The organism is Mycobacterium sp. (assembly GCF_025965855.1).
Lineage (GTDB): Bacteria > Actinomycetota > Actinomycetes > Mycobacteriales > Mycobacteriaceae > Mycobacterium.
This window is the reverse complement of sequence record NZ_JAOPWB010000145.1, coordinates 1-26,266: the sequence shown is the minus strand read 5'-3', so window position 1 is coordinate 26,266 and position 26,266 is coordinate 1. Positions and strand designations below refer to the sequence as shown.

The 26,266-nt window shown below is 66.2% G+C and carries 25 protein-coding genes and 3 pseudogenes; 18 read left to right on the top strand and 10 right to left on the bottom strand.

What is annotated here, in order from left to right; translation table 11 throughout:
* Positions 1-14: 14 nt before the first annotated feature.
* From JWP83_RS11565 to JWP83_RS11550, 4 genes are all read left to right on the top strand, one after another.
* On the top strand, positions 15-890 hold the full coding sequence (locus tag JWP83_RS11565) for an enoyl-CoA hydratase-related protein (protein ID WP_297730084.1): 876 nt from the start codon (positions 15-17) through the stop codon (positions 888-890).
* 19 nt (positions 891-909) lie between these two features.
* Positions 910-2,454 carry an acyl-CoA synthetase gene (locus JWP83_RS11560; protein WP_297730083.1) on the top strand — a complete coding sequence of 515 codons (1,545 nt, stop codon included), beginning with the start codon at positions 910-912 and terminating at the stop codon, positions 2,452-2,454.
* A gap of 63 nt (positions 2,455-2,517) precedes the next feature.
* Positions 2,518-3,867 (top strand): aromatic ring-hydroxylating dioxygenase subunit alpha, encoded by a 1,350-nt coding sequence (locus JWP83_RS11555; RefSeq protein WP_297730094.1) that lies wholly within the window; start codon positions 2,518-2,520, stop codon positions 3,865-3,867.
* Positions 3,864-5,564: an FAD-binding protein gene (locus tag JWP83_RS11550; protein WP_297730082.1), complete on the top strand. Its 1,701-nt coding sequence runs from the start codon at positions 3,864-3,866 to the stop codon at positions 5,562-5,564. Before JWP83_RS11555 ends, JWP83_RS11550 begins: the two co-directional genes overlap by 4 nt.
* Before the next feature lie 74 nt (positions 5,565-5,638).
* Here the strand turns inward: JWP83_RS11550 and JWP83_RS11545 are convergent, their stop codons facing one another.
* Positions 5,639-6,475, bottom strand: coding sequence for an enoyl-CoA hydratase-related protein (locus JWP83_RS11545; RefSeq protein ID WP_297730081.1), 837 nt, complete (start codon positions 6,473-6,475; stop codon positions 5,639-5,641).
* A 182-nt stretch (positions 6,476-6,657) separates the two neighbouring features.
* Between JWP83_RS11545 and JWP83_RS11540 the strand changes: the two genes are divergently transcribed.
* The 4 genes from JWP83_RS11540 to JWP83_RS11525 all read left to right on the top strand — a co-directional run bounded on the left by JWP83_RS11540 (position 6,658) and on the right by JWP83_RS11525 (position 10,321).
* Positions 6,658-7,497, top strand: coding sequence for an SH3-like domain-containing protein (locus JWP83_RS11540; RefSeq protein WP_297730080.1), 840 nt, complete (start codon positions 6,658-6,660; stop codon positions 7,495-7,497).
* Between the two features lie 41 nt (positions 7,498-7,538).
* Entirely contained in the window at positions 7,539-8,249 is a 711-nt protein-coding gene (gene scnC, locus JWP83_RS11535) for a thiocyanate hydrolase subunit gamma (RefSeq protein WP_297730079.1), read from the top strand.
* 17 nt (positions 8,250-8,266) lie between these two features.
* Positions 8,267-8,638 (top strand): SH3-like domain-containing protein, encoded by a 372-nt coding sequence (locus tag JWP83_RS11530; RefSeq protein WP_297730078.1) that lies wholly within the window; start codon positions 8,267-8,269, stop codon positions 8,636-8,638.
* A gap of 303 nt (positions 8,639-8,941) precedes the next feature.
* Positions 8,942-10,321, top strand: coding sequence for a DEAD/DEAH box helicase (locus JWP83_RS11525; RefSeq protein WP_297730077.1), 1,380 nt, complete (start codon positions 8,942-8,944; stop codon positions 10,319-10,321).
* On the opposite strand, the gene JWP83_RS11520 is transcribed toward JWP83_RS11525, so the two are convergent.
* Complete coding sequence (locus JWP83_RS11520) at positions 10,294-10,839, bottom strand: methyltransferase domain-containing protein (RefSeq protein WP_297730076.1); 546 nt, start codon at positions 10,837-10,839, stop codon at positions 10,294-10,296. The genes JWP83_RS11525 and JWP83_RS11520 overlap by 28 nt on opposite strands.
* Positions 10,840-10,881: 42 nt before the next feature.
* Here JWP83_RS11520 and JWP83_RS11515 point away from each other — a divergent pair, with 42 nt between their 5' ends.
* From JWP83_RS11515 to JWP83_RS11505, 3 genes are all read left to right on the top strand, one after another.
* Entirely contained in the window at positions 10,882-11,469 is a 588-nt protein-coding gene (locus JWP83_RS11515) for a TetR/AcrR family transcriptional regulator (protein WP_297730075.1), read from the top strand.
* Between the two features lie 86 nt (positions 11,470-11,555).
* On the top strand, positions 11,556-12,221 hold the full coding sequence (locus JWP83_RS11510; RefSeq protein ID WP_297730074.1) for a TetR/AcrR family transcriptional regulator: 666 nt from the start codon (positions 11,556-11,558) through the stop codon (positions 12,219-12,221).
* A gap of 82 nt (positions 12,222-12,303) precedes the next feature.
* Positions 12,304-12,798, top strand: coding sequence for a hypothetical protein (locus JWP83_RS11505; protein ID WP_297730073.1), 495 nt, complete (start codon positions 12,304-12,306; stop codon positions 12,796-12,798).
* A gap of 388 nt (positions 12,799-13,186) precedes the next feature.
* Here JWP83_RS11505 and JWP83_RS11500 read toward each other — a convergent pair whose 3' ends face one another.
* A complete protein-coding gene (locus tag JWP83_RS11500) occupies positions 13,187-14,356 on the bottom strand; it encodes a glycosyltransferase (RefSeq protein ID WP_297730072.1) in 1,170 nt (389 codons plus the stop codon).
* Positions 14,357-14,679: 323 nt separating this feature from the next.
* Here JWP83_RS11500 and JWP83_RS11495 point away from each other — a divergent pair, with 323 nt between their 5' ends.
* From JWP83_RS11495 to JWP83_RS11480, 4 genes and pseudogenes are all read left to right on the top strand, one after another.
* Positions 14,680-14,886, top strand: coding sequence for a hypothetical protein (locus tag JWP83_RS11495; RefSeq protein WP_297730071.1), 207 nt, complete (start codon positions 14,680-14,682; stop codon positions 14,884-14,886).
* A gap of 5 nt (positions 14,887-14,891) precedes the next feature.
* Positions 14,892-15,677, top strand: a complete 786-nt coding sequence (locus JWP83_RS11490; protein WP_297730070.1) for a class I SAM-dependent methyltransferase — start codon at positions 14,892-14,894, stop codon at positions 15,675-15,677.
* Between the two features lie 127 nt (positions 15,678-15,804).
* Positions 15,805-16,004 (top strand): annotated as a pseudogene (locus tag JWP83_RS11485) (site-specific integrase); the annotation flags it as partial.
* Positions 16,005-16,199: 195 nt separating this feature from the next.
* Positions 16,200-16,841 carry a cutinase family protein gene (locus JWP83_RS11480; protein WP_297730093.1) on the top strand — a complete coding sequence of 214 codons (642 nt, stop codon included), beginning with the start codon at positions 16,200-16,202 and terminating at the stop codon, positions 16,839-16,841.
* A gap of 61 nt (positions 16,842-16,902) precedes the next feature.
* On the opposite strand, the gene JWP83_RS11475 is transcribed toward JWP83_RS11480, so the two are convergent.
* A complete protein-coding gene (locus JWP83_RS11475; RefSeq protein ID WP_297730092.1) occupies positions 16,903-17,703 on the bottom strand; it encodes an amidohydrolase family protein in 801 nt (266 codons plus the stop codon).
* Positions 17,622-18,653, bottom strand: a pseudogene (locus tag JWP83_RS11470) (amidohydrolase family protein); the annotation flags it as partial. The pseudogene JWP83_RS11470 and the gene JWP83_RS11475, both read right to left, overlap by 82 nt.
* A gap of 141 nt (positions 18,654-18,794) precedes the next feature.
* Here JWP83_RS11470 and JWP83_RS11465 point away from each other — a divergent pair.
* Entirely contained in the window at positions 18,795-19,277 is a 483-nt protein-coding gene (locus JWP83_RS11465; protein ID WP_297730069.1) for a nuclear transport factor 2 family protein, read from the top strand.
* Between the two features lie 46 nt (positions 19,278-19,323).
* Here JWP83_RS11465 and JWP83_RS11460 read toward each other — a convergent pair whose 3' ends face one another.
* Positions 19,324-19,707, bottom strand: coding sequence for a DUF5073 family protein (locus tag JWP83_RS11460; RefSeq protein ID WP_297730068.1), 384 nt, complete (start codon positions 19,705-19,707; stop codon positions 19,324-19,326).
* On the bottom strand, positions 19,707-20,492 hold the full coding sequence (locus tag JWP83_RS11455) for a heavy metal-binding domain-containing protein (protein ID WP_297730067.1): 786 nt from the start codon (positions 20,490-20,492) through the stop codon (positions 19,707-19,709). Before JWP83_RS11455 ends, JWP83_RS11460 begins: the two co-directional genes overlap by 1 nt.
* A 256-nt stretch (positions 20,493-20,748) precedes the next feature.
* On the opposite strand from JWP83_RS11455, the gene JWP83_RS11450 reads away from it, so the two are divergent.
* Positions 20,749-21,447, top strand: coding sequence for an ABC transporter ATP-binding protein (locus tag JWP83_RS11450; RefSeq protein WP_297730091.1), 699 nt, complete (start codon positions 20,749-20,751; stop codon positions 21,445-21,447).
* Positions 21,444-23,969 carry an FtsX-like permease family protein gene (locus JWP83_RS11445; RefSeq protein WP_297730066.1) on the top strand — a complete coding sequence of 842 codons (2,526 nt, stop codon included), beginning with the start codon at positions 21,444-21,446 and terminating at the stop codon, positions 23,967-23,969. The genes JWP83_RS11450 and JWP83_RS11445 overlap by 4 nt, the downstream gene beginning before the upstream one ends.
* Positions 23,970-24,326: 357 nt before the next feature.
* Here JWP83_RS11445 and JWP83_RS11440 read toward each other — a convergent pair.
* The 3 genes and pseudogenes from JWP83_RS11440 to JWP83_RS11430 form a co-directional block, all read right to left on the bottom strand.
* Positions 24,327-24,851 (bottom strand): annotated as a pseudogene (locus JWP83_RS11440) (PPE family protein); the annotation flags it as partial.
* A 121-nt stretch (positions 24,852-24,972) separates the two neighbouring features.
* The gene (locus JWP83_RS11435) at positions 24,973-25,575 is read right to left on the bottom strand and encodes a methyltransferase domain-containing protein (protein WP_297730065.1); all 603 of its coding nucleotides are present in this window, start codon (positions 25,573-25,575) and stop codon (positions 24,973-24,975) included.
* A 14-nt stretch (positions 25,576-25,589) separates the two neighbouring features.
* Positions 25,590-26,159, bottom strand: a complete 570-nt coding sequence (locus JWP83_RS11430; RefSeq protein ID WP_297730090.1) for a DUF4389 domain-containing protein — start codon at positions 26,157-26,159, stop codon at positions 25,590-25,592.
* Positions 26,160-26,266 lie beyond the last annotated feature (107 nt).

Here is a 26,266-nt window from a genome sequence, read left to right as displayed (position 1 = left end):
AAAGGTACGCACACATGGATCTCAACGAGACCCGCGAGAGAATCATCTACGAAAAGGAAGGTCCGATCGCGCGCGTCACGCTCAACTGGCCCGAGAAGGCCAACGCCCAGGACCAGAAGCTGGCCGAAGAAGTCGACGCCGCGCTGCTGGACGCGGACCGCGATTACGACATCAAGGTGTTGGTCCTCAAGGCCAACGGCAAGGGCTTCTGCTCCGGGCACGCCATCGGCAACAACGCCGTCGACTATCCGGCGTTCGTCGAGGCCGCGAAGGTGATGGGCACCCCGTGGAAGCCGCAGACCGACCTGTTCGTCAAGCCCGTCCTGAACCTGTGGGAGTTCTCCAAGCCGACCATCGCGCAGGTGCACGGTTACTGCGTTGGCGGGGGCACCCACTACGGGCTGACCACCGACATCGTCATCGCCTCCGAGGACGCGTACTTCTCCTACCCGCCGCTGCAGGGCTTCGGCATGCCGTCCGGGGAATGCTCAATCGAGCCATGGGTTTTCATGAACTGGCGGCGAGCGGCGTACTACCTGTACCTCGCCGAGGTCATCGACGCGAAGAAGGCGCTGGAGGTCGGTCTGGTCAACGAGGTCGTTCCGCGGGAGCAACTCAACGACCGGGTGGAGGCCATCGCCCGCCACATCGCCCAGGCGCCGATGACGACGCTGCTGGCCACCAAGGCCAACCTCAAGCGCGCCTGGGAGCTGATGGGCATGCGGGTGCACTGGCAGAGCTCCAACGACCTCGTCGCACTCGCGTCGCTCAGCAAGGACGTGCAAGAGCTGATTCAGACGGTGTTCAAAGACAAGGTGCTGCCGTCCGAGCAGGCCCGCCGCCAGGCGGCCGCGGCCGCCTCGTCCACCGACGGCGCGGCGGCGACTTGAGCCGTTCGCAGGTCCGCTCGTGAACATCGCCGACCACGCGAAAACCGCCGCGGCGTCGCCGGCCCTCATCCTCGCGGAGGGCGACATCATCTCGTTCGGCGATCTGTATGCCAGAAGCCAACGGGTCGCAGCCATACTGCACGAGGCCGGGCTGCGGCGCGGCGACGGCGTGGCGCTGGTGCTGCCGAACCGGCCCGAGTTCTTCGAAATCACCTGGGCCTGCCAGCTTTCCGGGCTCTACTACACCGCCGTCAACACCCACTTCACCCCCGACGAGGTTGCCTACGTCATCGACGACTCCGACGCGAAGGCGGTGTTTGTGGACGCGGCAGAGGCTTCCACGGCCGGCCTCGCCGCACACCTCCGCGGGGCCAACGCACGCGTCGCCGTCCACCTATCTGTTGGGGGCGACCTGCCCGGCTGGCGCTCGTACGAGGGCGCCCTGGCGGCGGCGGGCGACGCCCCGCCGTTGTCGGACGGTTCGGAGATGCTCTATTCGTCGGGCACCACGGGACGGCCCAAGGCCGTTCGGCGGTCGCTGCCGGCCGACGGCAACGGGTCGTGGGCGCAGGCGGTCCTGGAGATGGCGCTGATCCACAAGTACGGGATGGACCGGTCCAGCGTCTACCTCTCCCCCGCACCGCTGTATCACGCGGCGGGCGTGAACTACAGCATGGCGGTGCATCGCGTCGGCGCCGCCTCGATCCTGATGCGCAAGTTCGACGCGGAGGCCGTGCTGCGGTTGATCGAGACCCATCGCGTCGCGCACGCCCAATTCGTGCCGACGATGTTCGTGCGGATGCTCAAGCTGCCCGAGGAGGTGCGGCGAAAGTATGACGTGTCAAGCCTGCGCTGCGTGATCCACGCGGCGGCCCCGTGCCCGGTGGCCGTCAAGCAGCGGATGATGGAGTGGTTCGGACCCATCATTCACGAATATTACGGTGGCACGGAGGGATTCGCCGGGACCACGATCGGCCCCGAGGAGTGGCTCGCCCATCCCGGTTCGGTGGGCAAGCCGTTCAGCCCCGTTCACGTGGTTGGCGACGACGGGGTCGAGCTTCCGGTGGGCGAGTCCGGCGAATTGTTCTTCGAGGGCGGGCCCGATTTCGAGTACTTCAAGGACCCCGCCAAAACCGCGTCAGTCTACAACGACCGGGGCTGGCGGTCGCTCGGCGACATGGGTTATGTCGACGCGGACGGATACCTCTACCTCACGGACCGATCAACGTTCATGATTGTCTCGGGCGGGGTGAACATCTACCCCCAGGAGGCGGAGAACCTGCTGGTCATGCACCCCAAGCTCGTCGACGCCGCGGTGTTCGGCGTGCCGAACGACGAGTTCGGCGAGGAGGTCAAGGCCGTCGTGCAACCGGTCGACGGCGTCGCGCCCGGGCCCGGCCTCGAGGCCGAGCTCATCGTCTACTGCCGGGCCCACCTGGCCGGCTATAAGTGCCCGCGCACAGTCGAATTCGAACCGGAGTTGCCCCGCGACCCCAACGGAAAGCTGTACAAGCGGCGCATCCGCGAACGTTACTGGCAAGGACGGGCATCACGGATCGTATGAGCTGACACAAGGATGGCGAAGATGGCTCTAGACACGCGGTCGATACGACCCAGCAAGAACACCGTGAACTGGACACCCCTACCGGTGCCGTGGGCGGTTCAGACGCCCGATCGCATTCCCAAGCAGCGGTACTACGACCCGGAGTTCTACGCGCTCGAGGCGGAGATGTTCTGGCCGCGCGTGTGGCAGATGGCCTGCCGTCTCGAGGAGATCCCCAGGGTCGGCGACTTCGTGGAGTACGAGATCCTCGACGAATCGATCATCGTGGTGCGGGTCGACGGCCAGAACGTCCGGGCCTACCACAACGCGTGCCGCCATCGCGGGGTAAAGCTGGTGGAGGGCAACGGTTCTCGCCGCACCTTCGTCTGCCCGTTCCACGGGTGGTGCTGGGGCATCGATGGGCACAACACCTTCGTGCTGCGACCCGAGGCGTTCGCCCAGGAGAACCTGCGTCCGGAGGATCTGCAACTCGTCCCGGTGAGGTGCGAGCTCTGGGGCGGGTGCGCGTGGATCAACCTCGACGACGACGCCCCGGCCCTGCGGGACTGCATGGAACCGTTCGCGTCGATCTATGACGCGTGGAAGGTCGAATCATTGCGCGTCGAGTGGTGGCAATCGTGCCGGCTGCCGGTGAATTGGAAGCTGGCCACCGCGGCGTTCATGGAGGGCTACCACGTCCCGCAAACCCACCCCCAGCTGCTGCCCGGCGCGCAGAGCGGGGAGCCCCCGGCCGCGGTGCATCCCGTCGTCGCGACCAGCCTGTACTTCATGCGCACCCTCGGCGAGGGCATGGGCGGTATGACCCACGAGAACGACATCCGCGTCGCCGAGGGCCTGCAGAGCATCGAGCTGCCCGCCGATCCGGCCGAGGCGATGGTCGCCTGGCGCAGCGCCCTCAACGACGCGGTCGTCGGCTGGCATCGGGCCCGGGGCAGCGACATGCCCGACCTCAACGACCTGGTCCGCCGCGGGATCACCGACGCCATCGGGTTCTGCTTCCCGCACCACTTCATCCTGCCCACCTACAGCAGCGCCTCGTCGTACCGGATCCGCCCGCTGGGGCCCGAGGAAACCCTGTTCGAAATCTGGTCCCTCACCCGGTTCCCCTCCGACCTGTCCGCCGGCAAACCCCAGCCGCCGGAACCGATGGCGCCCGACGATCCGCGCTGGCCGCCCATCCCGGCACAGGACTTCTCCAACCTGCCGCGGCAGCAGAAAGGCCTGCACTCCAAGGGGTTTGAATACATGCGACTGTCGGACCAGATCGAAGGGCTGATCTCGAACTTCGAACGCGTCGTCGACGGCTTCCTGGCGGGCTTGCCGTACGACGCGCTGGTGCCCGCGATCCAGAAGACCAACACCACCATCGACGTGCCGGTCGCCGACCTCGGATTAAACCCGGAGGCGCGATGAGCACCCGGTGGGACCGCTCCGTCGACCTGCTCATCGCGGGCAGCGGCGGCGGCGGCATGGTGGCCGGGCTGGCCGCAATCGACTGCGGGCTCGAGCCGCTGATCATCGAGAAGCAGGCGCTGGTCGGGGGCTCGACGGGGCTCTCGGGTGGCATCGTCTGGCTGCCCAACAACCCCTTGATGCGGGCCGAGGGCATCGCGGACTCGCACGAAGACGGCCTGGCCTACCTGGCCGACGTGGTCGGCGATATCGGCGCGCCTTCCTCACCCGCGCGCCGCGAAATGTTCCTCACCGCGGGCTACGAAATGATCAATTTCCTCATCCGCAAAGGCGTCCGGCTGATCCGGTGTGCCGGATGGAGCGACTACTACCCGAATCACAAGGGCGGCAACGAGTCCGGCCGCGCCGTCGAAGGCATCCCCTTCGATGCCGCGGAGCTGGGCGGCTGGAGCGACAAGGTGCAGCCGCCGCTGGCCAAGAACTACGGATTCGTGGTCCTGACCAACGAGTTGCGTTCGGTTCAGTACTACAACCGGTCGACGCGGGCGTTCGCCGTGGCGACCCGGGTGTTCCTGCGCACCGCGGCCGCGCGGATCCGCCGTCGTCACATCCTCACCAACGGCGCCTCGCTGATCGCCCAGATGCTCAAGGCGCTCATCGAATTGGGTGACGGGCAGCCCCCGGTGTGGACCAACGCCGCGGTGGAAGACCTCATAGTCGAAGACGGCCGGGTCGTTGGGGCGCGGGTCTCTCACGGCGGCGTGTCGCTGACCGTGGAGGCGCGGAAGGGTGTCCTGCTGGCCGCCGGCGGGTTCGGCCACAACAAGGAGATGCGCCGCCAGTACAGCGGCGACCAACCCAACGAGGCGCAGTGGTCGATCGCCAACGCCGGGGACACCGGCGAGGTGCTGCAGGCCGCCATGCGGCTGGGCGCCAAGACCGACCTGCTCGACGAAGCCTGGTGGCTGCCTTCCGTTTTCATCGCCAACGGCGGCGCCGCGGCCGCCTCGCTCGGCTCGGGCCGGCAGCGTCCCGGTGCCATCTACGTCGATGGGACCGGCCGGCGATTCTGCAACGAGTCGAACTCCTACGTCGAGGTCGGCAAGGCGATGTACGCCAACAAGGCGGTGCCCTGCTGGATGATTTTCGACGACGGCTACGTGGGCAGGTATGTCACCAGCACGAACCCGTTCAAGCGGAAACAAAACCTGCCGCCGGAACTCATCGAGAGCGGCGCGGTCAAACGCGGCGACACCATCGCCGAGCTCGCCCGCCAGATCGACCTTCCCGCCGACGAGTTGGCACAAACGATCCAGCGATTCAACCGGTTCGCCGCCAAGGGTCTGGACCCCGACTTCGGGCGCGGGCAGTCGGCCTACAACGACTGTCTCGGCGATCCCGGCTATCGGCCAAACGCCGCCGTCGGCCCGCTCGACCGCGCGCCCTACTACGCCACCAGGGTCTTACCGGCCGACGTCGGGACGTGCGGGGGTGTGGTCACCAACGAGCACGCGCAGGTCCTGGACGAGCAGGACCTGGTGATCGACGGCCTCTACGCCACCGGCAACACCACCGCGACGGTGATGGGGCGCACGTATCCGGGCGCCGGTGCGAGCATCGCCAGCTCGATGGTGTTCGGTTACGTCGCCGCGCGGCACGCCGCCGGGCGCAGGATCGCCGGCGAGATGAGGCGCTAGTCCCCGCTACAGGGGCGAGCAGACGCAAAAGCCCCAAAACCGCCGGGTTTTGGGGGCTTTTGCGTCTGCTCGCGCTAAGAACTCTCGTCGCGGCCCACGAAATCGCGTGGCTTCATGCCGGATTGCATGAGTTCGGCCCGTCGCGCCTGCACATCGGAGGCGGCGCCCACCATGTTGGTCAAGATGTGGCTGACCTGGAGGTGGACCCGCATTCCCATCAGTTCCCAGGCCCGCTTCACGTTGTTCTTCACCGCCATCAGCGTGGTCAATGGGATCTGGGAGATCTTGCGGGCCATCTCTTCGACGGTGTCTTCCAGGTCTTCGCGCGGCACAACCCTATTGAGCAGACCCCAGTCGAGCGCCTCCCGCGCGGACAGGGTGGGCGCCAGCAGCAGCCAGTCCATCGTGCGGTGCCAGTTCATCAGCAACCACGGCTCGATCATGGTGTGCCCGCCGGGTTCGCCGAGGCTCTGGGCAAGCGGCATCTGGAAATACGCATCCTCGGATGCCACACAAAAATCGGTCAGCAGGCCGAGATAGATCCCGCCGCCCATGCAGTAGCCGTGGATCTGAGAGATCGTCGGCTTGGGAAACTCCCACAGATACAGGGTGGGCCACAGAAACAGGTCGGCCGTCCCCTTGTACAGGTCCTCGAAGGTGTTTCCGAAGTCCGGGTAGGGGTTCTCGTCCGGGCCCCAGCGGGCCACGTGCCCGCCGCAGAAGCCTTTGCCGTTGGCCTTGAGGATGACGACCTTGATCTCGTTGTCGCGGTCGGCCTCGTGCAGGCAGTTGTCGACTTCGGTGACCAATACCGCGTCCTTGGTATTGGCCTTGTCGACCCGATTCAAGATGATCCGCGCAATCGGCGGTTCGCGTTCATAGATGATCGCTTCGAGCACGCGCCGCTCCATCTTGGTGACAGTACCGGACGGCGGCATGCCCGAAACCCCGAAGGCGCGCGCACTTTGCGTCCCGGAATTCGGTTGGCGGTTGCGCGAAGTTAACGGCAGGAGTGGAGTGTATTCGGAGCCCTTGATTCCGCCACCAAAGGCAATTTGCGGCGGCGGCCACCGCCCCAACGAATGGAGCACCGATGACGACTCCGGTGGAGCGTGTCGCACGTCTGGACCTGCTCGCCCGCCTTAAGTCTTCCTACCCTGAGCTCCCGGACGCGCCCACACCCGATCTCATTGACCACGACCGATTCAGCGCCTACGTCAAAACGCCGCATGACGTCGGCGGCGAGCCGGATGCCCCGCTCGAATTCGAAAACAAGCAGTACGAGATATGGGAAGAGAACACCTACGTCACGTGCGAGGTTCTCGGCTGGCGCGGTATCTGGTTGTCGGAGGAGCGACGCCGGATGGGCAACGTCGACCTGGGCCGCACGATCTATCTCGGGCTTCCGTACTACGGGCGGTGGCTGCTGGCGGTCGCGCGCGTCCTGGTCGAGAAACACCACATCGGGCTGAGCGAATTGGCGGAGCGCACGGCCGAGGTGCGGGCCCGCTACGACGGCGGCCTGCAAGGTAAACCGTTGGAAGCCAAGCCAAAATTCGAGGGCGACCCGTCCAAGGTGAACCGCAACCGCCACCACCGGCATGCTGCCGGAAAAGGCGACCCGCAAGTGTTCGCCGGACAGGCCGGCGACCCGAAATTCAACGTCGGCGACAAGGTCGTGGTGCGAGAGTTGCCTGTCCTGTTCTATACCCGCACCCAGGAATACGTGCGGGGCGCGACGGGCGAGATCGCGAAAGTGTCGTATGAAAGCCCCGCCGCCGAGGACGAGACCTGGGATGGTCCTGACCTGAAGCCCGAGTGGTTCTACATCGTTCGGTTCAACCTCTCCGAGCTATGGCACGGGTACACCGGGCCGGGCAACGACACGCTGCAGACCGAGATCCCCGAGCGGTGGCTCGAAGCCGCCGGCTAGCCACGAGCATTCGTTCACCGACTTGCCGAAAGGACCTCCGCATGCCCGGCCAACCCACCGATCACGACCACGATCGCACCGCCGCGCCCATGGTGGACGAGGTCACCGACTTCGAAGTCCTCGAGATCGCATTGCGCGAATTGTGCATCGAAAAGGGGATTTTCACCGCCGAGGATCATCGGCGCTTCACCGAATTCGCCGAACAGATCGGCCCCACCCCCGGCGCGCGGCTGGTGGCCCGGGCGTGGCTCGATCCCGGCTACAAGCAGTTGGCCCTCTCCGATCCGCTCGCCGCCAGTAAGGAGGTCGGGGTCGACTGGCTGCATCCCACCGGATTCGGGACCCCGAGCGACTTCACCGCTTTTCACGTGCTCGCGGACACGCCCACCCTGCACCACGTCATCGTGTGCACGCTGTGCTCCTGCTACCCGCGTCCGATCCTGGGCAATTCCCCGGAGTGGTACCGGACGCCCAACTATCGCCGGCGCATCGTGCGCTGGCCGCGCCAGGTGCTCGCGGAATTCGGGCTGTACCTACCGGAAGAGGTCGAGATTCGGGTCGAGGACTCGAACCAGAAGCACCGGTTCATGGTGATGCCTGTGCGCCCCGAAGGAACCGACGGCTGGAGCGAAGACCAGCTGGCCGAAATCATTACCCGCGATTGCCTGATCGGTGTCGCGCTGCCCAAGGTCGGCGTGACCACGAACGTGATCACCGAAACCCGGCCGGCCATCCACCCGGTCAGCAGCTGATTATGGGAGGCGAACAGGTGCGCACTTCCGAAAGTTTGCGATCGACCGAGGGCTCCGCGATTACGCCGTTGGCGAAAGTTGTTGAACACAACCAGACCTGGAGCCGCATGGCGGCAAAACACGGCGTCGACAATCCAGTGCCGCCGTGGAAAACGAGCCTCGACGGCATTTGTGACGCCCTTGATCAAAGCGGTTGCGGACCAGAGGTACTCAGTTTTGCCGACCGGCGCAACGAAGAGGACACCCTGTCGGCGACGCTCTATGCCGACCTGCCTTACCCGGAAAACCGGTTGGTGGCACTGGCGCATTCGCTCTTAGCGCGTGGTGTGATCGACGAGGCCGAACTCGAAGAGCGCATGGCAGCCGTGCGGGCCAGGCTCGAATCCTGATCAAACTCAGCGACGGACATCACAGTCCGCTTTTTCGTCGCTGTCCACCGGGTGCGCTATGCTGGCAGCAATGTTGGCCTCACAGCTCGATGTCAACTACGTCGTGGAACGCTTCTTCATCCCACTGGTGCCGCCCCGAAATTCGGGCTAACCCACCACGTTCAGATGATCCGTGCATCCGCACTAGCTTGTCTCGCGGCGATCGATTTTGCCCTCCGGCAATCTCGCCAACTTGTGCTGAGAACCGCGCGCGACAACCACGTTGCCGGTCCGGCATGACCGATGCCTGAAAGGCACCGAAAAGTGACTACCGACCAATCTTTTGCCGATCTCGGCGTGCGCAGACCAATCGTCAGTGCGCTCGCCGCTCGCGGCATTACCGATCCATTTCCTATTCAGGTTGCGACCCTGCCCGATACGCTGGCCGGTCGCGACGTCCTCGGCCGCGGGAAAACGGGCAGCGGAAAGACCCTTGCCTTCTCGATCCCGCTGGTCACCCGGCTCTCCGACAGCAACCGGCGTCCGTCGCGACCGTCGGGTCTGGTGCTCGCGCCCACCCGTGAGCTGGCGAGTCAGATCACTGCGACGCTTGAGCCGCTGGCAGCAGCCTGCGGTCTGCGCGTCACCACGATCTTCGGCGGCGTTTCACAACACCGCCAGGTGGTGGCACTCAAATCCGGCGTCGATATCGTGGTGGCCTGCCCGGGCCGGCTCGAGGATCTGATGAAGCAGCGGCTGATCAGCCTCGAGGCGGTCGAGATCACCGTGATCGACGAAGCGGATCACATGGCCGATCTCGGCTTTCTGCCCGGCGTCACCCGGATCCTGGCCGCTACGCCGAATGGCGGCCAGCGGCTGATGTTTTCGGCGACCCTGGACAACGGCGTCGACAAGCTCGTCAAGCGGTTCCTCCAGAACGAGGTGCTGCACTCCGTCGATGGGGTCGACTCGCCGGTGCCCGAAATGACCCATCACATATTCCATGTCGCCAATGCCGACGCGAAGAAGGAACTTGTGCACCGACTCGCTTCCGGCACCGGGCGCCGGATTCTATTCATGCGCACGAAGCACCAAGCCCGCAAACTCGCCAAACAGCTCACCGAATCGGGAGTTCCGTCAGTCGACTTGCACGGCAACCTGTCTCAGCCTGCCCGCGAGCGCAACCTGGCGATGTTTGCCTCGGGCGGTGCCCGGGTGCTGGTGGCAACCGACATCGCCGCGCGGGGCGTGCACGTCGACGAGGTCGAACTCGTCGTGCACATCGACCCGCCCGCCGAGCACAAGTCCTATCTGCACCGCTCCGGGCGCACGGCGCGGGCGGGAAGCGCCGGTGACGTCGTCACCGTGGTGCTGCCCGAGCAGCGCCAAGACACCCAGGTCTTGATGCGCAAGGCCGGCATCAAAGTCACTCCCCAGCAGGTGACCGCCGCGTCGCACGCGGTGCAAGCGCTGGTGGGTGAAGTCGCCCCCTACCGGGCTCCGGCTCCGGTCGACGACCAGTCACATCCCCGTCAACAGCATCGACCCAACGCCGGCGGTCGGCCGCGTCGTCGCGGTGAGACCCGCTCAGCGAGCACTACACAAACCCGGCGGGTCGAGCATCGCCGCCGCTCGAGCCGCGCACAAGGAACTACCGGTAGGGCGGCGCCGGGTGATCACGCCCGCGCAACTAACCACGCGTAGCCCTGGCCTTCGCCGGCGTCGACAATGTCCAGTTCGGCGAACGCGGCGGGCAGCTCGCCCGGCGCCGCGCGAAACGGTCCCGGCGCGGCCCCGACTTCGCTCAGCGCGGCGATAGCCAGGAGCCCGGCCGGGGCCAGGCGCTCGACGATCGCCCGATCGAGGCGGCGGTCCCGGAACTTGTGGCAGAGGATGACGCCGACTGGTGGCCCGGCCGGCAGTCCGTCGTCGAGATCGGCGACGTCAAAGCGGCAGCAATCGCCAACCCCGCTGCGCTGGGCCAGGTCCCGCGCCTGGCTGATGGCAACCGGAGAGATGTCCAGGCCCAACACCTCCAGTCCTCGGCGGGCCAGCCACACCGCGCAGAGTCCCTGCCCGCAGGCCAGGTCGAGAGCCTTTCCCGCCGTCGGAAACAGGTCGACATGGCGCGCCACGAAGCCGGGAGGCTCCACGGCGCTCACCGGCGGCGGTCCCTGGGTGGCGTAGCGCTCATTCCAGCGGCGCTCGTCCTCCTCGGCCATGGCGCCACCCTAAATCGTCCGACCCGTTTCTAGACTGGACGGGTGTCTAGAGAGGCGGTTTCTCCGACGGACGCCGGCACGGCCCGCCGCTCCGACCGGCGGCCGGCGCAGACGATCCGCAAAGTACTCGACGCCGGGCTGGAGGAACTGCGCGAATCGTCGTACGCCACCCTGACGATGCGCGCGGTCGCCACCCGCGCCGGAGTATCCCCGGCCAGCGCGTATACCTACTTTCCGTCGAAGAGCGCGCTGGTGGCGGCGGTGTACCTCCGCTTTCTGCATGACCTGCCGCTGCATACCGATGTCAACGACACCACCCAGACCCGGGTCAGCGCGACGTTGCGCGATATGGCGCTGATGGTCGCCGACGAGCCCGAGCTGACGACCGCGTGTGGGGCAGCGCTGATGGCCGACGACCCCGCGGTCAAGCCGCTGCGGGATGAGATCGCCGAAGAGGTATCGAGGCGGATCGCTGCCGCGCTGGGTCCCGGGTGGCCGCGCGCGGTGAAGTCCGCCCTTCAGATGACGTTCGCCGGGGCGCTCATGACGGCCCGGTTCGTCAGCTACCAAGAGATCGCGGGGCAGCTGGACGAGGCCGTAGGCCTCATTCTGAAAGCGTGCGCCGCCTAAAGCTCAGTGGCCCAATCGAATTCAGTGTGTCCACACGCTGGGCGCCCCGATGGACGCTATTATCCAGCTGTGGGGATCCGCTGAGCATGCGCAGTCACGGTTGGGCAGGGAACGCGCCCGCCTCCGACGAGGAGGCGATCGGGCGCATCCTGGATGCCGCCGACAAGATCATTGAGGAGCGTGGCCCGGCGCCGCGGATCGCTGACGTGGCGCGGGCCCTGGGTGTGACGCGACAGACCGTCTATCGCTACTTCCCCGGCACCCAGGCGTTGCTGCTGGCAACGGCGATGCGATCGGCCGACGGGTTTCTCGATCGTTTGGCGGCCCAGCTCGCAGGTGTGACCGACCCGGTCGTGGCGATGACGGAAGGCATGGCCTTCGCCATCGAGCAGCTGGCCTCGGACAATCAGGTCGCATTCGTGTTGAATCGGCGCCACGGCCGGAGCGTCTCCATCATCTCCGATACCGCGTTGGCGTTCGGACGTTCGATGCTGCATCGTTTCGACATCGATTGGGAACGTTACGGTTTCGACGAGTCGGGGCTTGACGAACTGAACGAGTTCGGCCTTAGGGTGCTGCAATCCTTCCTCGCGGATCCGGGCCGTCCGCCGCGCAGCGGCGCCGACATGCGGCGCTATCTCACCCGGTGGATTGGACCGGCGATCGCGTATCCACAGCTGGCGCGCACGATGGACGCGCTTCGGGGAGCCGACCCGGCGCCGGGGCACGGGCGCCCGTCAAAAGCATCCTGATTCGGCGAAGTGGTTGATCCCTCCCCCGCGTTCGGCCATTCTCAACGAGCCGACGTTGACCGAGGCGAATTGAGGAGCGGACGTGGTGGGTCTGGCACAAATCGCGCTGAACAGCGCACCGGTGTTCGGTGGCGCGCTGCTGGCCATCGCGGCCGGACAATTCAGAGCCCCGGACTATCGAGAGGTGATCAAACAGGACATGGACCTGCTGGATCGCCTCCCGCCGGACGCCACCAACAGGCGCGCCGAACTGCGACGCACCATCGATGCCCGCATCGATGACCTGGTCGACTCCGTCGACAGGAGTCGCGCGCTGCGCAAGGCCGCGCTGTCTTACCATGGCAGCTGGCGCGACGTTGTGCTCTTGCTTTGTGTGCTGCTGTTCACCGTGATCTGGTGGGACGTCAGCCACAGCCGCAGCAATTGGCTGCTGATGTTCATCCTGCTGATCCTGCTGTCGGTGCTGACGGCCGCCTACACGCTCCGTGGCATGCTGCGCGCCGTCAGTTCGCTCCTGCACAGGCAGCAGGCTGAGGATCGGCAGGATCGACTTCCCGGTGCCGACGTGGACAAATGACCGACTTCATCACACCACATTGGCGATTTGACTTGCCCACGTCGCGCGAACACGGACGATTCTCGCGCGGTTGATGTGGCGCTGAACTGGGATATCTCCGGACTGCGGATTACCAAAAGCCGTTTCGTAACCGGACCAGGCGCTAACTGTCTGTTCTTGTGCCACAACGGGATTCGATGCCGATCAGCTCCGGCCGGGAACCCGCCGATTTCCGCCGCTCATGAAGCGCGAGGTTAGGGCGGTATAGCTGGTCCCTGCGGATACACCGGACCAGGGGACGCTTCTGGTCGGGGGGCACCCCAAGACGAGGGGTGACCGGGAGTCGGGCGGCGCGCCGCGATGCGTGATCCTCCACTCGCGCATCGTCGCGCCGGCCCACCTTCGCCGATCAGCCAACGCGCCCGAGGCGGGCGGCGTCTTCCAGGAGATCGGCGGCGGTGGCAACGCTTTCGCCGGGTGCGGTCATCTGGGCGGCGACCTCACGGGCTCGAGTGACGCAGTGCGCAGTGAGGATGGACCGCAGATCCGCGACCAGCGATTTCTGGGTTAGGAAGAAGGGCCGCCCCAAGCCGACTTCCAAGTGGTTGACCGCGGCTCCCCACATCGGCTGATCGACCGAGACCCACAGGATCAGCGTCGGGATTCCGGCCCGTATGCCTGCGAACGTGGTGCCGGGGCCCCCGTGGTGGACGACCGCGCGGCAAGCGGGAAAAACGGCCGAGTGGTTCACCGCGCTCACGACCTTTACGTGGTCGGAATGCGGGACCTCGGTGAAGTCACTCGAGCCACTGCAAATCAACGCACGCTCGCCCAACTGCGCGCAGGCCGCGCTGATCATCGCGAATGCATCAGCGGGAAATGCGATTCGCACGCTGCTGCCGAAGCCGAAGTAGATCGGCGGCGGTCCCGCGGCAATCCATGAGAGGACCTCGTCGTCGGCATCCGTCGGCAACTCCAGCGTCAGCCCGCCAACAAAAGGCCGTCGGACATCGCATTTCGCCCATTCGGCCGCCAGCCCGGGAAAGAAGAACTCGTCATAGGCGTGGATCTCCAGCGATTGTCGCGTCGAGGGTCCGGTTTCCTCTGGCAGGCCTAGTGCCCGGCGTTGGGCGTCTTCAGCCTGTTTAGTTACGTGCCACTCCGTAACAGGCGCTATCGGGTAGAAGTGCAGCGTAGCCAGCGGAATGTCGTAGTACTCCGCAACATTCGCGGCCAGCCCCTGCTCGCCTGGGTCCGTCAATAGCAGGTCGGCCCCATCTGCCAGCGACGTCAGCGCCGTACCCAGCTCCGGCCAGAGTTGGATGACATCCTTCATAATTTCCCAGCCCATGCTGATTGGACTCGGCGTGTTCCCGTATTTCCCGACCAGGTTCGCGTTTTGCACTGACCGGTCCAGGCCGTGGCCGACCGCAGTAAGCCCCGCCGACTCGACGAAGCCAAGATAGTCAGGTGGGATCGCCAGGCGTACTTCGTGACCGCGGCGCTGCAGTTCCCGACCGAGGGCGGCGTACGGCTCGACATCGCCCCGACTTCCCAAGGTTGCCAGCGCAAACTTCATCGCGGATCCTTCGGCATAGACTCTCCCAGCCTCTCCGGTGTATGAGCGAATTGCCCAAATATTAACGTGGCAAGCTGCCTGGCAGTGAAAGCGGCGCCCGCGCATAGGATTTGGCCGCGATCAAACTAGGCCAGATTCGGGATGAGGTGTGCGCCGTAGCCGGGTGCGCACGGTCACACCCGACGGGAGCGACGATTACGAGTTAACAGGTGAGGCTGCGCGGCAAGCCGTGAACCGTGCGGCCTCCCGACGCAGGATCGCACCGGACTTTCTGAGCCGCGTTGCCGCCATCTGGTACACGGCGCGAACTGTACTCTTGCACCATGTACGACGCCGACAACGGCATCCGGACGGGCTGTTACTACGACGATATGGTGGCGCCAGAGCGTGACGCCCTGATCTTCAGGTTGCGGCGCAACGGCTGGTCTCAGGCCCAAGACGCCCGCCGGCTCGGGCACACCCGGCAGGGCGTCTCCAAGGCCCTGCAGAGGATTGCTGAAGGCGGGCTCGGCAGGGGTCCTGGGGGCTGATCTGAATGCCGAAGCTTGAGACCGCCACACAATACGCACGCGGGTTTGAACAAGTTCCCGGCTACTTCTACCTTGCTGACTTCATGCTGTTCGACTTCATCCTGGCCCAGCAGCTAGACAGCGGAGTCGCCGGAGACATGCTGGAGATCGGGGTCTACCGGGGTAAATCAGCCATACTGATGGGCTGCGGCCTGCGCCCTGATGAGCGCCTCATCGCCTGCGATCTGTTTGAGAAGGTGATGTCGCACGAAGACATTGCTATCGAGGACCGGATTGCCTATGGCGGTCTGGAGGTCGCGGAGTTCTGTCGCAACTGGAATCACTATCACAGCCGACGTCGACTCGACATCAGAATCTGTGACTCGGCGAAGCTAACCGAGCTACCGACCTTGCGCTTCACCCACATCGACGGCTGCCACAGCTATCAGTGCGTCAGGGACGACATCAGGCTGGCAGCCAAGCACACCGGCCCACGGGGCGTGATCAGCCTGGACGATTACGGGATAGCAGATAAACCAGGCGTCGCGGCGGCAATCTCTGAAGCTGTCGCAGCCGGTGAGCTTTTTCCGTTCTGCGCGTCAGACATGAAGCTATACGCCGCCACGAACAGCGATGATCAAGCACTTTGGGTTGCCGTTTTGAAAACGATCCCTGGGGTGAATGTGTTTCCGTTCCTGGACTATGACGTGGTAACGGTGGCCGCGCAGGTGAGCCAGCAGATCGTCTTCGCAAATCTGCTGTTTTGTATGGCCGCCCATCACGGCAGCGGCGTGCGTCGAGGTCAACCTTGACACCGCCGGTGCGCTTTCCGGGTGTGAATCGATCGATTTGATCGTGATCGCCTCCGACCCATTGTTGATCACTGTCAGGACAAAAGTGTCGGCACGTCGCTGCTCGGTCTGCGGTTGCGTCAGTTTCGTCCCCGAAGTCACCACGCACAGCTTCCGCAAGACTGTCGCCACGCTAATCGATGACGATGGCCTGTCGGCCCGGATTTGGGCCGACCACCTCGGCCACAGCCACGTCTCGATGACCCAGGGCCGGAATATGAGCCGCGGCCGGATTCACACCCGGTAGCCGATCTCCTCGACCGAACCGTCGCAAAAAGCGGTGAATAAACAGTGACTCGGCAGGATTGATCTTGAAAAGTAGCCTCTGAAGTGGGGCGGCGGGGCTGAAACCCGCGACCAACGGAGTTTTGGGTGGCTTAGGCGACCCAGCCGGGAGTTTCATCGGTTGCAACGCTCGCCGAGCAGCCGGTGTCGGGTTGTGTCAAGATTCGGTACGTGCAGCTACCTCCCCTTACCAGCCTCATTTGCGCTGCGGTGGCGCCGGTTTGGGCGCTGCTGACCGCTCCCATTCCGTCCGCGTCCGCCGAGCCGTGCCCCGACGTCGAGGTGGTGTTCGCCCGAGGTACCACCGAGCCCCCCGGCGTTGGCCGCGTTGGCCAGGATTTCGTCGACATCCTGCGCTCGCGCGTCGGCGCTAAATCGGTGGGCGTGTATCCGGTCAACTACCCGGCCACCACGGACTTTCCCACCGCCATCGACGGCATCAAAGACGCCGGCCACCACGTCGAGTCCATGGCGGCGAATTGCCCGAAAACCAAAATGGTGCTGGGCGGATATTCCCAGGGCGCGGCCGTGATGGGCTTCGTCACCGCGAACCGGGTCCCGGACGGGGCAAATCTTGCGCAGCCGCCCCAGCCGATGGCCCCCGACGTCGCCAACCACGTCGCCGCCGTCGCCCTCTTCGGCAAGCCGTCGATACAGTTCATGAGCATCATCAACGAGCCGCCGGTCACGGTCGGCCCGCTGTACGCACCCAAGACGATCGAGTTGTGCGTTCCCAACGATCCGGTCTGTTCGGGGTCGGGATTCCCGGCCGCGCACCGGCAATACGTCGAGGCCGGAATGGTCGATCAGGCGGCCGATTTCGCCGCGGGTCGCCTGTAGTCCGATGGAGACGACCCAGAGCGCCCGGCTACGCCGCGCTTGCGGTCGCCTATAGGGCCGGCTAACCGACGGGCACCGGGCGGCGTCCCCGGACCAGACCGCCGGGCCTGGCATCGGTCAGCTCGCCTTCGGCGACGACGGTCTGGCCCGCCACCATCGTCTCGACGTAGCCGTCCGAACGCTGGATCAACCGGCCCGCGCCGCCCGGCAGGTCCTCGACCCGCTCCGGGTAGTGCAGCCGCAGCCGATCCAGGTCGATCAGGTTGATGTCGGCACGGCGGCCGGGCGCGAGCACGCCGCGATCACCCAGCCCGTAGAAACCCGCGGGGTCGCCGGTGAGGCGGTGCACCGCGGCTTCCAGCGCCAGGCCCGGCCCCCGGGTCCGGTTGCCCACCCAATGCGAGAGCAGGAACGTCGTCATGCTGGCGTCGCAGATGATGCCGCAGTGCGCTCCGCCATCGCCCAGCCCCTGCAAACTCACCGGGTCCGCCATCATGTTGTACAGGTGGTCGTAGTTGTTGCCGGCGTAGTTGAGCAGCGGCAGCAGCAGGAATTCGCGCCCCTGGGCGCCGAGCAGCACGTCATAAGTGACCTCCCACGGGTCACGGCGCTCCCGTTCGGCGATCGCGGCGATGCTGTCTTCGGGCGCGGGTTCGTAGTCAGCGCTTCGCCGAGTGGATACAGGCGCCTGAAAATGTGCTTGTTGAGTTGGTCGGCGGTCGGTTCTGGCGTCCGGTCGGGCGCGTCTGCCAGGATTCGCGCCCGGACGCCCGGATCGCGGAGTCGTTGAATACGCTGCGCCAAGGGCAGTTCCATTAACGGCCGATACGTCGCCCGGTGCCGGAAGGGATTCATCCGCGATTGGTGGCCCATCAACATTCCGAAGGCCCGGCTGGCGACCTGCGGCCGGATTGCCGCACCGGCCTCGTTGGCTTCGTGCACCGCCGCGAACCAGTGTCGCCAGTCGTGCGGATCCTGCTCATTGACCATCGCCAGGAAGGTGAGCGGTATCCGGTATTGCCGCCCGAGCCTGGTGATCCAGTCGATCTCGGCGTCGATCGAGTGGCGCTGGTCGCCGCCCATGGCGCCGCCCACACCGGCCGGAACCACCTGCAGCACACCCGAACCCGCCTCGGCCATCACGGCCATCAGCGCGGCGAGCTCGTCTTCCTCGGAATAGGTTCCCGGCACGGGTGCACCCGACGCACTGCGATGTCCCGCCGTGCGTCCGAACGACATGCCCAACGCTCCGGCTCGCAGGCCTTCGGCGACGATCCGGCTCATCGCGTCGAGGTCCACGCTTGTCGCGGTCTCGTGCGCACGGTCGCCCATGACAAAGCCACGGACGGCCGCATGCGGGATCTGGGCGGCCACGTCCACCGCGCGCGGCATCCGTTCGAGGGCGCCCAAATACTCGCCAAAGGACTCCCATTCCCACGTGATGCCCTCGGACAGCGCGGAGCCCGGAATGTCCTCGACGCCTTCCATCAGGTCGACGAGCCAGGCGTGCCGATCCGGCCGCACGGGCGCGAAACCGATGCCGCAATTGCCCATGATCGCCGTCGTTACGCCGTGCCAGCAGGAAGGGGTGAGATGCGGGTCCCAGGTGGCCTGCCCGTCGTAATGGGTATGCACGTCGACGAATCCCGGTGCCACGGTTAGGCCGTCGGCGTCGACGGAGCGTCTGGCGGTGCCGTCGACGCGGCCGACTTCCGCAATGATGCCGTCGATGACCGCGACATCGGCGGTCCGCGCCGGCGCTCCGGTGCCGTCCACCACGGTTCCGCTCCTGATGATCAGGTCGTAGGTCATGACGGCCTCCTCGCCGGCCCGGCGGTGTCGAGGGCGCTATTGCCGCAACGATAGCAATGTTGAAGGCCTTTCAAGATCCTCCGTCGGCAGGGCCGCGGTGGGAGTATCTAGGCCAACGGGTTCGGAGATCGAGGAGGTCGGGTGGCGATCGACGGGAACACCGCGCCGATCGGGGATGTCGGGCGCGCGGATTTCGATGTCACCGATCGATTGGCGATCATCAACCTGTTCGGGGCCTACGCCTACACCTACGACGAAAACCGGCTCGACGACTTTCGTACCCTGTTCACCGAGTCCCCGCAGCTCGTCCTCCTGCACGAGGGCCGCCCGCTGTCGGCGGATATCGACACGGTCATGAGCCTGCTCGCGGTCAGGAAGGCGGGCTTCAAGGCGGAAAACAACCAACGGCGCCACGCGCTGAATTCGTTCTGGTTCTCCAGCCAAAACGACAGTGAAGCCACCGGCCACTGTTATGTCCAGGTTTTTGCCGTCAAAGATGGCGGTCCGCCCGCGCTCGACCTGACCGGCCGTTACGAGTTCACCGCGGCCAAGCGGGACGGAGCCTGGCGGTTCAGCCGGTGGGTGGTGGCGATCGACCAGAAGCAACCCGTCAACGGCGAGTGAACGCATGGGAAACGCCTTGTGTCACTGGGCAACTCGATGTCCGACGTCAGAAGCGGGGACCCGGACCGGTATCGAGGACTTCGACGGCCGCGTCGATGTTGGGAAGGATCGTCGGGCCATAACCGCTCACCAGTTGCGCGAGTGCGCGGGCGATGTGCGGACCGACGGCGCCGGCGGCGAGGACCTCCTCGGCAATGACGACGCCGTTCACGACGTGGGCGGCGCCCAGCCGGCCGTCAGCGGTCAGTTCGTACCGCCAGTCGCCGATTTGAATCCGCTCCGGCTGCGAGCGGAAAAGTCCCCGCCGCGCCGGCACGAGAATCACGCCGGGAACACCGCAAAACACCTTGACTACCAGCGCGACCCCGCCGGGACCGGCCAATGCCGACCCGATGGCGCGACTGACCCGGTCGTGATCGAAGCTTGTCATCAGTCAGTCATCGGCAGGACGAACGACGGCGTCAGGGTTTGCGCCTCGCCGCCGCGACGCACGGCCGTCCCCGCCACGTAGAACTCCACGGTGTGATGTCCCCACGCGTAGTTCGAGATGGCGAAATGCACTCCGACAACGCCGTTTGCGCCATCCCGCTCGGCCTCGCTCTGCATCCGTGACATCGCCAGCTCCCGGGCTTGGTAGCTGCCCTGCGTCCATTGCGGCATCTCGGCGTTACGTCCCACCTGGCCAAGTGTTTTCAAAAACCCTTGCACGGCAACGTGGAACACGCAGTTGCCCATCACGAAGGCGACCGGAGCGTATCCGGACCGCAGCAGCGTCGTCATGTCCTGGCCGGAAAGGTGGCTGGTGAACCCTTGCCCGTCGGGGCGCCGAAATGCGCCAGGCTTCGCCGTGTATCGCACGGCGGTGCCGACCGCGATGAACTCGAGGTGCTCGCCCTCCCCCTGATGCCGCCATTCCAGACGGACGCCGACCACGCCGTCCGCACCCAGCGAATCGGCCTCGGCCTGCATCCGCGACATCGCATTCCAGCGCGCGCGGTACGTCGCCTCGGTGAGCACGGGCAGCTCGGATTGCTGCCTGATGCCGGTGAACTGGTAGCCGACGTGATAGACCGAAACGCCCATCACCAGTTCGATCGGTTCGAACCCGGCCCCGTGCAGCAAGGCGAATTCATTGATCGACAGATCGGACGTGAATACCTTGCCTGCGTGGGACAGCCGTTCGCTGGCGACCGGGTCGAGCGAGCTGGGTTGCATTGTCTTCAGACCCTCCTGCGGTTGGGATGACAGCGTAGCCCGCGACCGCCCCGCTCTCGAGCGCCGCGGCCTGAGGCCCCCGAGCGTCGACTAGTTTGCGTAGTTTTCGAGTTTTCCGCCCAACAACTCGACGTTGATGAACCGCTCGCCGTTCGAACTCGTTATCTCTAGTACCAGCGCTTTTGCGGTACGGCGTTCCCGCAGGAGGATCATGTTCAGACGGATCGACACCTGCCGAACTCCCCAGCACCAACCGCTGACCGTCGAGCTCCGCGACGTGGTGCGCGAATACCGGGTCGGCGGTCAATCCGTGCGGGCCCTTGACGAGATCAGCCTGCGCCTCGAGGGCGGCCAGTTCGTGTCGGTTGTCGGTCCGTCGGGGGCGGGCAAAAGCACGCTGCTGCATTTGTTGGGCGCGTTGGACTCCCCCGATTCCGGGTCGATCGAATTCGACGGCGACGAGATCGGCCGCCTCAGCGACGAGCAGCAGTCGGAGTTTCGCCATCATCGGGTGGGCTTCATATTTCAGTTCTTCAACCTGTTGCCGACGCTTTCGGCGTGGGAGAACGTCGCCGTGCCCAACCTGCTCGACGGCGTCCGGCTGGGCAAGGCCAAACCGGACGCGATCCGGCTGCTGGACCGCGTCGGACTCGGCAACCGGACCGAGCACAGGCCCGCCGAGCTGTCCGGCGGCCAGATGCAGCGGGTCGCCGTGGCGCGCGCATTGATGATGGACCCACCGCTGATCCTCGCCGACGAACCAACCGGGAACCTCGATTCCGCAACGGGTGCGTCGATCCTGGCGCTGCTCGGCGAGGTGGCCCACGAGCCCGGCCGTGGCCGGCTGGTGGTGATGGTGACCCACAATTCCGGGGGCGCGGAAGCGACCGATCGGGTGATCATGCTGCAGGACGGTCGGGTCAGTTCCGACCAGCGGTCGGGGGCCCTCGTGTGACACCGGGCTCCGCGATCGCCACCGCGGCGAGCCGGCTGCGCCTGTTCAGCCTGCGCGAACTCGCGGTGCATCGCCGACGCACCATCGCATCCATCGCCGTAATGGCGGTATCGGCAATGTATCTGGTCGCGGTGTTCGGCATCTTCGGCTCGATCAGCGGATCGGTCAATCGGCTCGCCGACGGGATCGCGGGCATCGCCTCGTTGGAGGTATCGGGCATCACCGACGCGGGCTTTCCCGACACGATCACCGCCGATGTGGCCGCGGTTCCCGGGGTCGTGACGGCGGCACCGATGATCCGGGCGTCGGCGCCCACGTCGTCGGGCCCGGTCCTGCTGTTCGGCGCCGACGCGCGCCTTGCCGCGTTGGGCGGTGCCCTCAAAGACGCCTTGAAGAATGGGTCGCCCGGAGCGCTCGCGGACCCCTCGGCTCCGCCCGGCCCGGCAAACGCCGTGCGCGTCGGACCCGGCGTCGGTCACGCCAAGGATGAGACGTTCCAACTGGGGTCGCAGCCGGTGACCGTCGGCGAGGTCCTTTCCGGCAAGCACGTTGCCGCACTCAACGGCGGGCACTATGTCCTCGCTCCACTTGCCTTGGCGCAGGACATCACCGGCCGTCAGGGCCAGCTCGATTCGATCCTGATCACCACCAAACCCGGCGCCGATCCCGGCCAGGTTCGCGCCGCGATCACCTCCGCGGTGAACGGCCGGGCCATCGTCGCCGACCCCAGCATGCGGGCCACCCGCGCCGGTGACGGCGTCAAGCTGATGAACTACATGGCCCTGATGGGCGCGATGGTCGCTCTCATGGTCGGTGCCTTCCTGATCTACACCACGATGACCATGGCGATCAGCCAGCGCCGGCCGGTCATCTCGATGCTGCGCGCGATCGGCGGCCGCCGCGCCACGATCGTTCGCGACATGCTCGGGGAGGCGGCCATCCTGGGAATCATCGGCGGGGCGTTGGGCTCGGCCGTCGGAATTCTGATGGGCCGCGTCGCAATTGGCCGACTGCCGCCGGCCATGACCCAGGGGCTGGAGGCTCGCATCGAGTACTGGCTGCCCGGCTACGCGATACCGGCCGCCGTCGTGGCGACCGCCCTCACCAGCGTCGTGGCATCGGCGATGGCCGCCCGGCAGGTGTACAAGGTCGCACCCATCGAGGCGTTGGCGCCCGTCGGGGTTTCGGCCGCCGACCGCGTGCCGCGGTGGCTGCGCATCGCAAGCGGGGTCGGCGCCGTCGCGGTCTTCGCGGTGTCCATCGCGGTCGTCGTCAACCAGCGAGGGGTCTACGCGTTCGTCGCGATGGCGGCGGTGTTCTCCGCCGAGATAGCGCTCGGCTTCGCACTCACCGGGCCCATCGTCAGCGCCACCGCCGCGACGGCCCGGGTGTTCGGCTCCGTCGGGGCGCTTGCGGCGGCGACCATCGAGCGGGCGCCGCGACGGGTGTGGGCGACGGTGATGACGGTGCTCATCGCGGTGGTCACCACCGTCACCATCACCGGCACCAACGCGGACATGATCCGGTCGGCGAGGGGCATCTTCGCGCCGGTCGGCGACGTCCCCGTCTGGGTGAGCGCGAACTCCCCCGACAGCTACCCCACAGATGCCCTGCCACAGGCTCTTTCGGAGAAGGTGGCCGCGTTGCCGGGCGTCCGGCGCGTCACCGAGGGCGCGCTCGGGTTCGCCGAAGTGGGCGGCACCCGCGTCATGCTCGACGGCTTTTCCTCGGGCACGGCCGATCCCCTGTACCGCGCGCTTGACCAGCGGATCCGTGACCAAGTGCTCGCCGGTCGCGGCGTGGTGCTCTCGCAGAACCTGGGCAAGACGCTGCACGTTCGGGTCGGCGAGCAATTGCGGATGCAAACGCCGCACGGCGTCCAGCAGGCAGCGGTGCTGGCCCTGGTCCCGTACTTTTCGACGGTCATCGGCACCGTCGGGATGGGCCTCGACCAACTGCGCTCGTGGTTCGACCGCCCGGTAACGACCACCCTTGAGGTCACCGCGGCTCCGGGCGCGGATGCCAGTCGCCTCTTCGCCGACGTGCGCCGCGTGGTGCCCGCGCCGAACTACGTGTACGACGGTCGTGACAAGCTGGCGGGGCTGGAGGCCCCGATGCACCAGAGCATGTTCATCGCGAACGCCGTGTGGATCATCGTCGTGCTGGTGGCGGCCGTGGCCCTTCTCAATACGCTGACGCTCTCGGTGCTGGAACGGCGCCGCGAAATCGGCGTGCTGCGGGCGATGGGATCCAGCCGCCGGTTCACGCTGCGGATGGTGCTGGCCGAGGCGACCGGCATCGGCGTCGTCGGCGGCGTGCTGGGCCTGGTGTTCGGGATGACGGACCAGTGGCTGTTCAGCCTGGTCAGCGGGGACATGATGAATTTCCAAGTCACCTTCCGGCCGAGTTCGATGGCGCTTGCCTTCACGCTCGGCGCGCTGGCGATCAGCCTGCTCGGCTCGGTGCCGCCCGCACGGCGCGCGGCCCGGCTCAACATCATCGAAGCCGTCAGCGTCGAGTAGGCGGTCGCGCCGAACTCAGAAGCCGAGCGGAAGAAGCGCGGTGAACAGCGGGGCCAAGGGATCCGTGACCGGAAGGGCGATCGAGCTGTTCAGGAACGGGGCGACCGGGCTCTGGAACGTCAGTATCGTCTGCCCGGGCGCAGCCAAGCCCAACGTGGGCTCGGCCCCGGAGGTCACCGCAGCCGTGAAGAGCGGACTCGAGATGTTGGTCGCGACAAAGTGATTGTCGTCGGGGTCGGCAAGAGACGTGTTCGACAACAACCCCGCGAAACCGGAGGTCTGGCTCATCAAGTCCGGGTCACCGGGCACGGGAGTGGTGACCGGGCTGAGGCCCAGCAACGCGGCGAGCCGGCTCGCCACACCGTGCACGGTCTGCTGCCATTGCGGCAGCTGCGCGGCGGCTACCGAGGCGCCGGCGTGGTAGCCGGCCATCGCCGCAACATCCTGGGCCCACATCTGCTCGTACTCGGCCTCGACGGACGCGATGGCCGGGGCGTTTTGCCCGAAGAGATTCGACATCACCAGCTGCACCAATCCATTCCGGTTGGCCGCGACCACCAGCGGATGCACCGTCGCCGCCTGCGCGGCCTCGAACGCGCCGACCACCGCCCGGGCCTGCCCTGCCGCCCCCGTCGCCCCCGTCGCCGCCGCGCTCAGCCACCCCGCGTACGGGGCCGCAGCGGCCGTCATCGCCGCCGACGCCGGACCCTGCCACGCCTGCTCGGTCAGGCCCGACGTGACCGACGAGAACGACGACGCCGCCGACCCCAACTCGGAGGCCAACGCGTCCCACGCCGCGGCCGCATTCAACATCGGAGCCGCACCCGCACCCGAGAACATCCGCGCCGAATTGACCTCCGGCGCCAATACCGAAAAATTCATCACCACAGTCCATTTCGTAAGGGCCGCGACGATCATGCCGGCGCAGTCATCACCGACAACACGCAGCGTGTAGGACTACACGAAATAGACGCCCGGATAGTTCAATGTGATCTAGGTCACATCACTGAATCGCGGTCGCGAAGCCTTGCAGGTGCGGCTTGCACGGGAACGGCACAGGAGTTCGGACGCGGCGCAGGCCCGCGGTGTCGAAGCCGGCGGCGGCAATGGCGTCGACGGTTCGGCGGTTCGGATGGCAGCCGGCGGCGAACCACGACCATGGCCCCGCGACCAGATCCTGGAGCCGACCCGTCGCCCCGTCTCCGCGCACGTGTTCGAGCACGACCAACCTGCCCCGGGGGACCAGCACCCGCCGGATCTCGCCCAGCGTCGCCGCAACGTCGTCGACCGAGCACAGCACCAGCCCGATGTGGACCGAATCGAAACTGTTGTCCGGGAAGGGAATCGACTCGCCCGCCCCGTCGACGATGTCGATGGCGATGCCGTGACGATCGGCAAGGCGAGACGCCGCCCGCCGGAACGCGGCCACCGGCTCCACCGCGGCGACCGACGTCACCGCGGCCGGTACGAACTTCAAATCGGTCCCCGGTCCCAGGCCGACCATCAGCAGCCGACCGGTCGCGTGTGCGATCGCCGCTCGACGATATCGGTTGTAGAACAGCCGGTCGAAAATCGGCTGACCGAACCGATATAGGTAAGGGAACAAAGGGTTTTCGCGCGTTATCTGCTACCTAGATCCAGTCGGAACGGCGGATATTCGTCACGCATCAACGATACATACACCGCCACCCGATAGCGCCACCGAACGATTCCCATGAGCAGGTCGAACATGCCGGGATGGGTGGATCCGGTGCACAGCAACCACACCGCGGAGATGACGCACAGCACCTGCAGCAGGGGCTCCATCGCCCAACACAGCAGTATCTGCGGCAGCCCCAGCAGCCACCACTTCACCAGCACGGCCCAATTGGTGAGGCGCTCCGGGTAGTCGACCACCAGGTCACCGGGATAGTCGGGCCGCGACGCCAGCGCGAAGGGCGGGTACTTGTCGGTGCTGTTCATCGGAAATCGGTAATTCATGACCCGCCACGACCAGCGCAGCACCCCGACGTTGAAGTCGAATATCGGGCGCGGATAGCGCCCGGTGAACAGGATCGCGATACCGGCGACGACCGTCAGCAGCGGATACACCAGATACAGAAGGATCAATATCGGGTAGTGCGGAGCGGCCAGCACGCACCACTTGACGAGCCATAGCCAGCGCGAGGGCGCCTCGAGATCAGCGCGCACCCGCACGGGACCGTCGGCGCCGTGCACCGCGTTCCGATCGGCCGTCGCGGACTCGTTCATCGGCCGCCCGACCCGATAGGAAGTGCTACCCCGAGGCGGCGATCGAT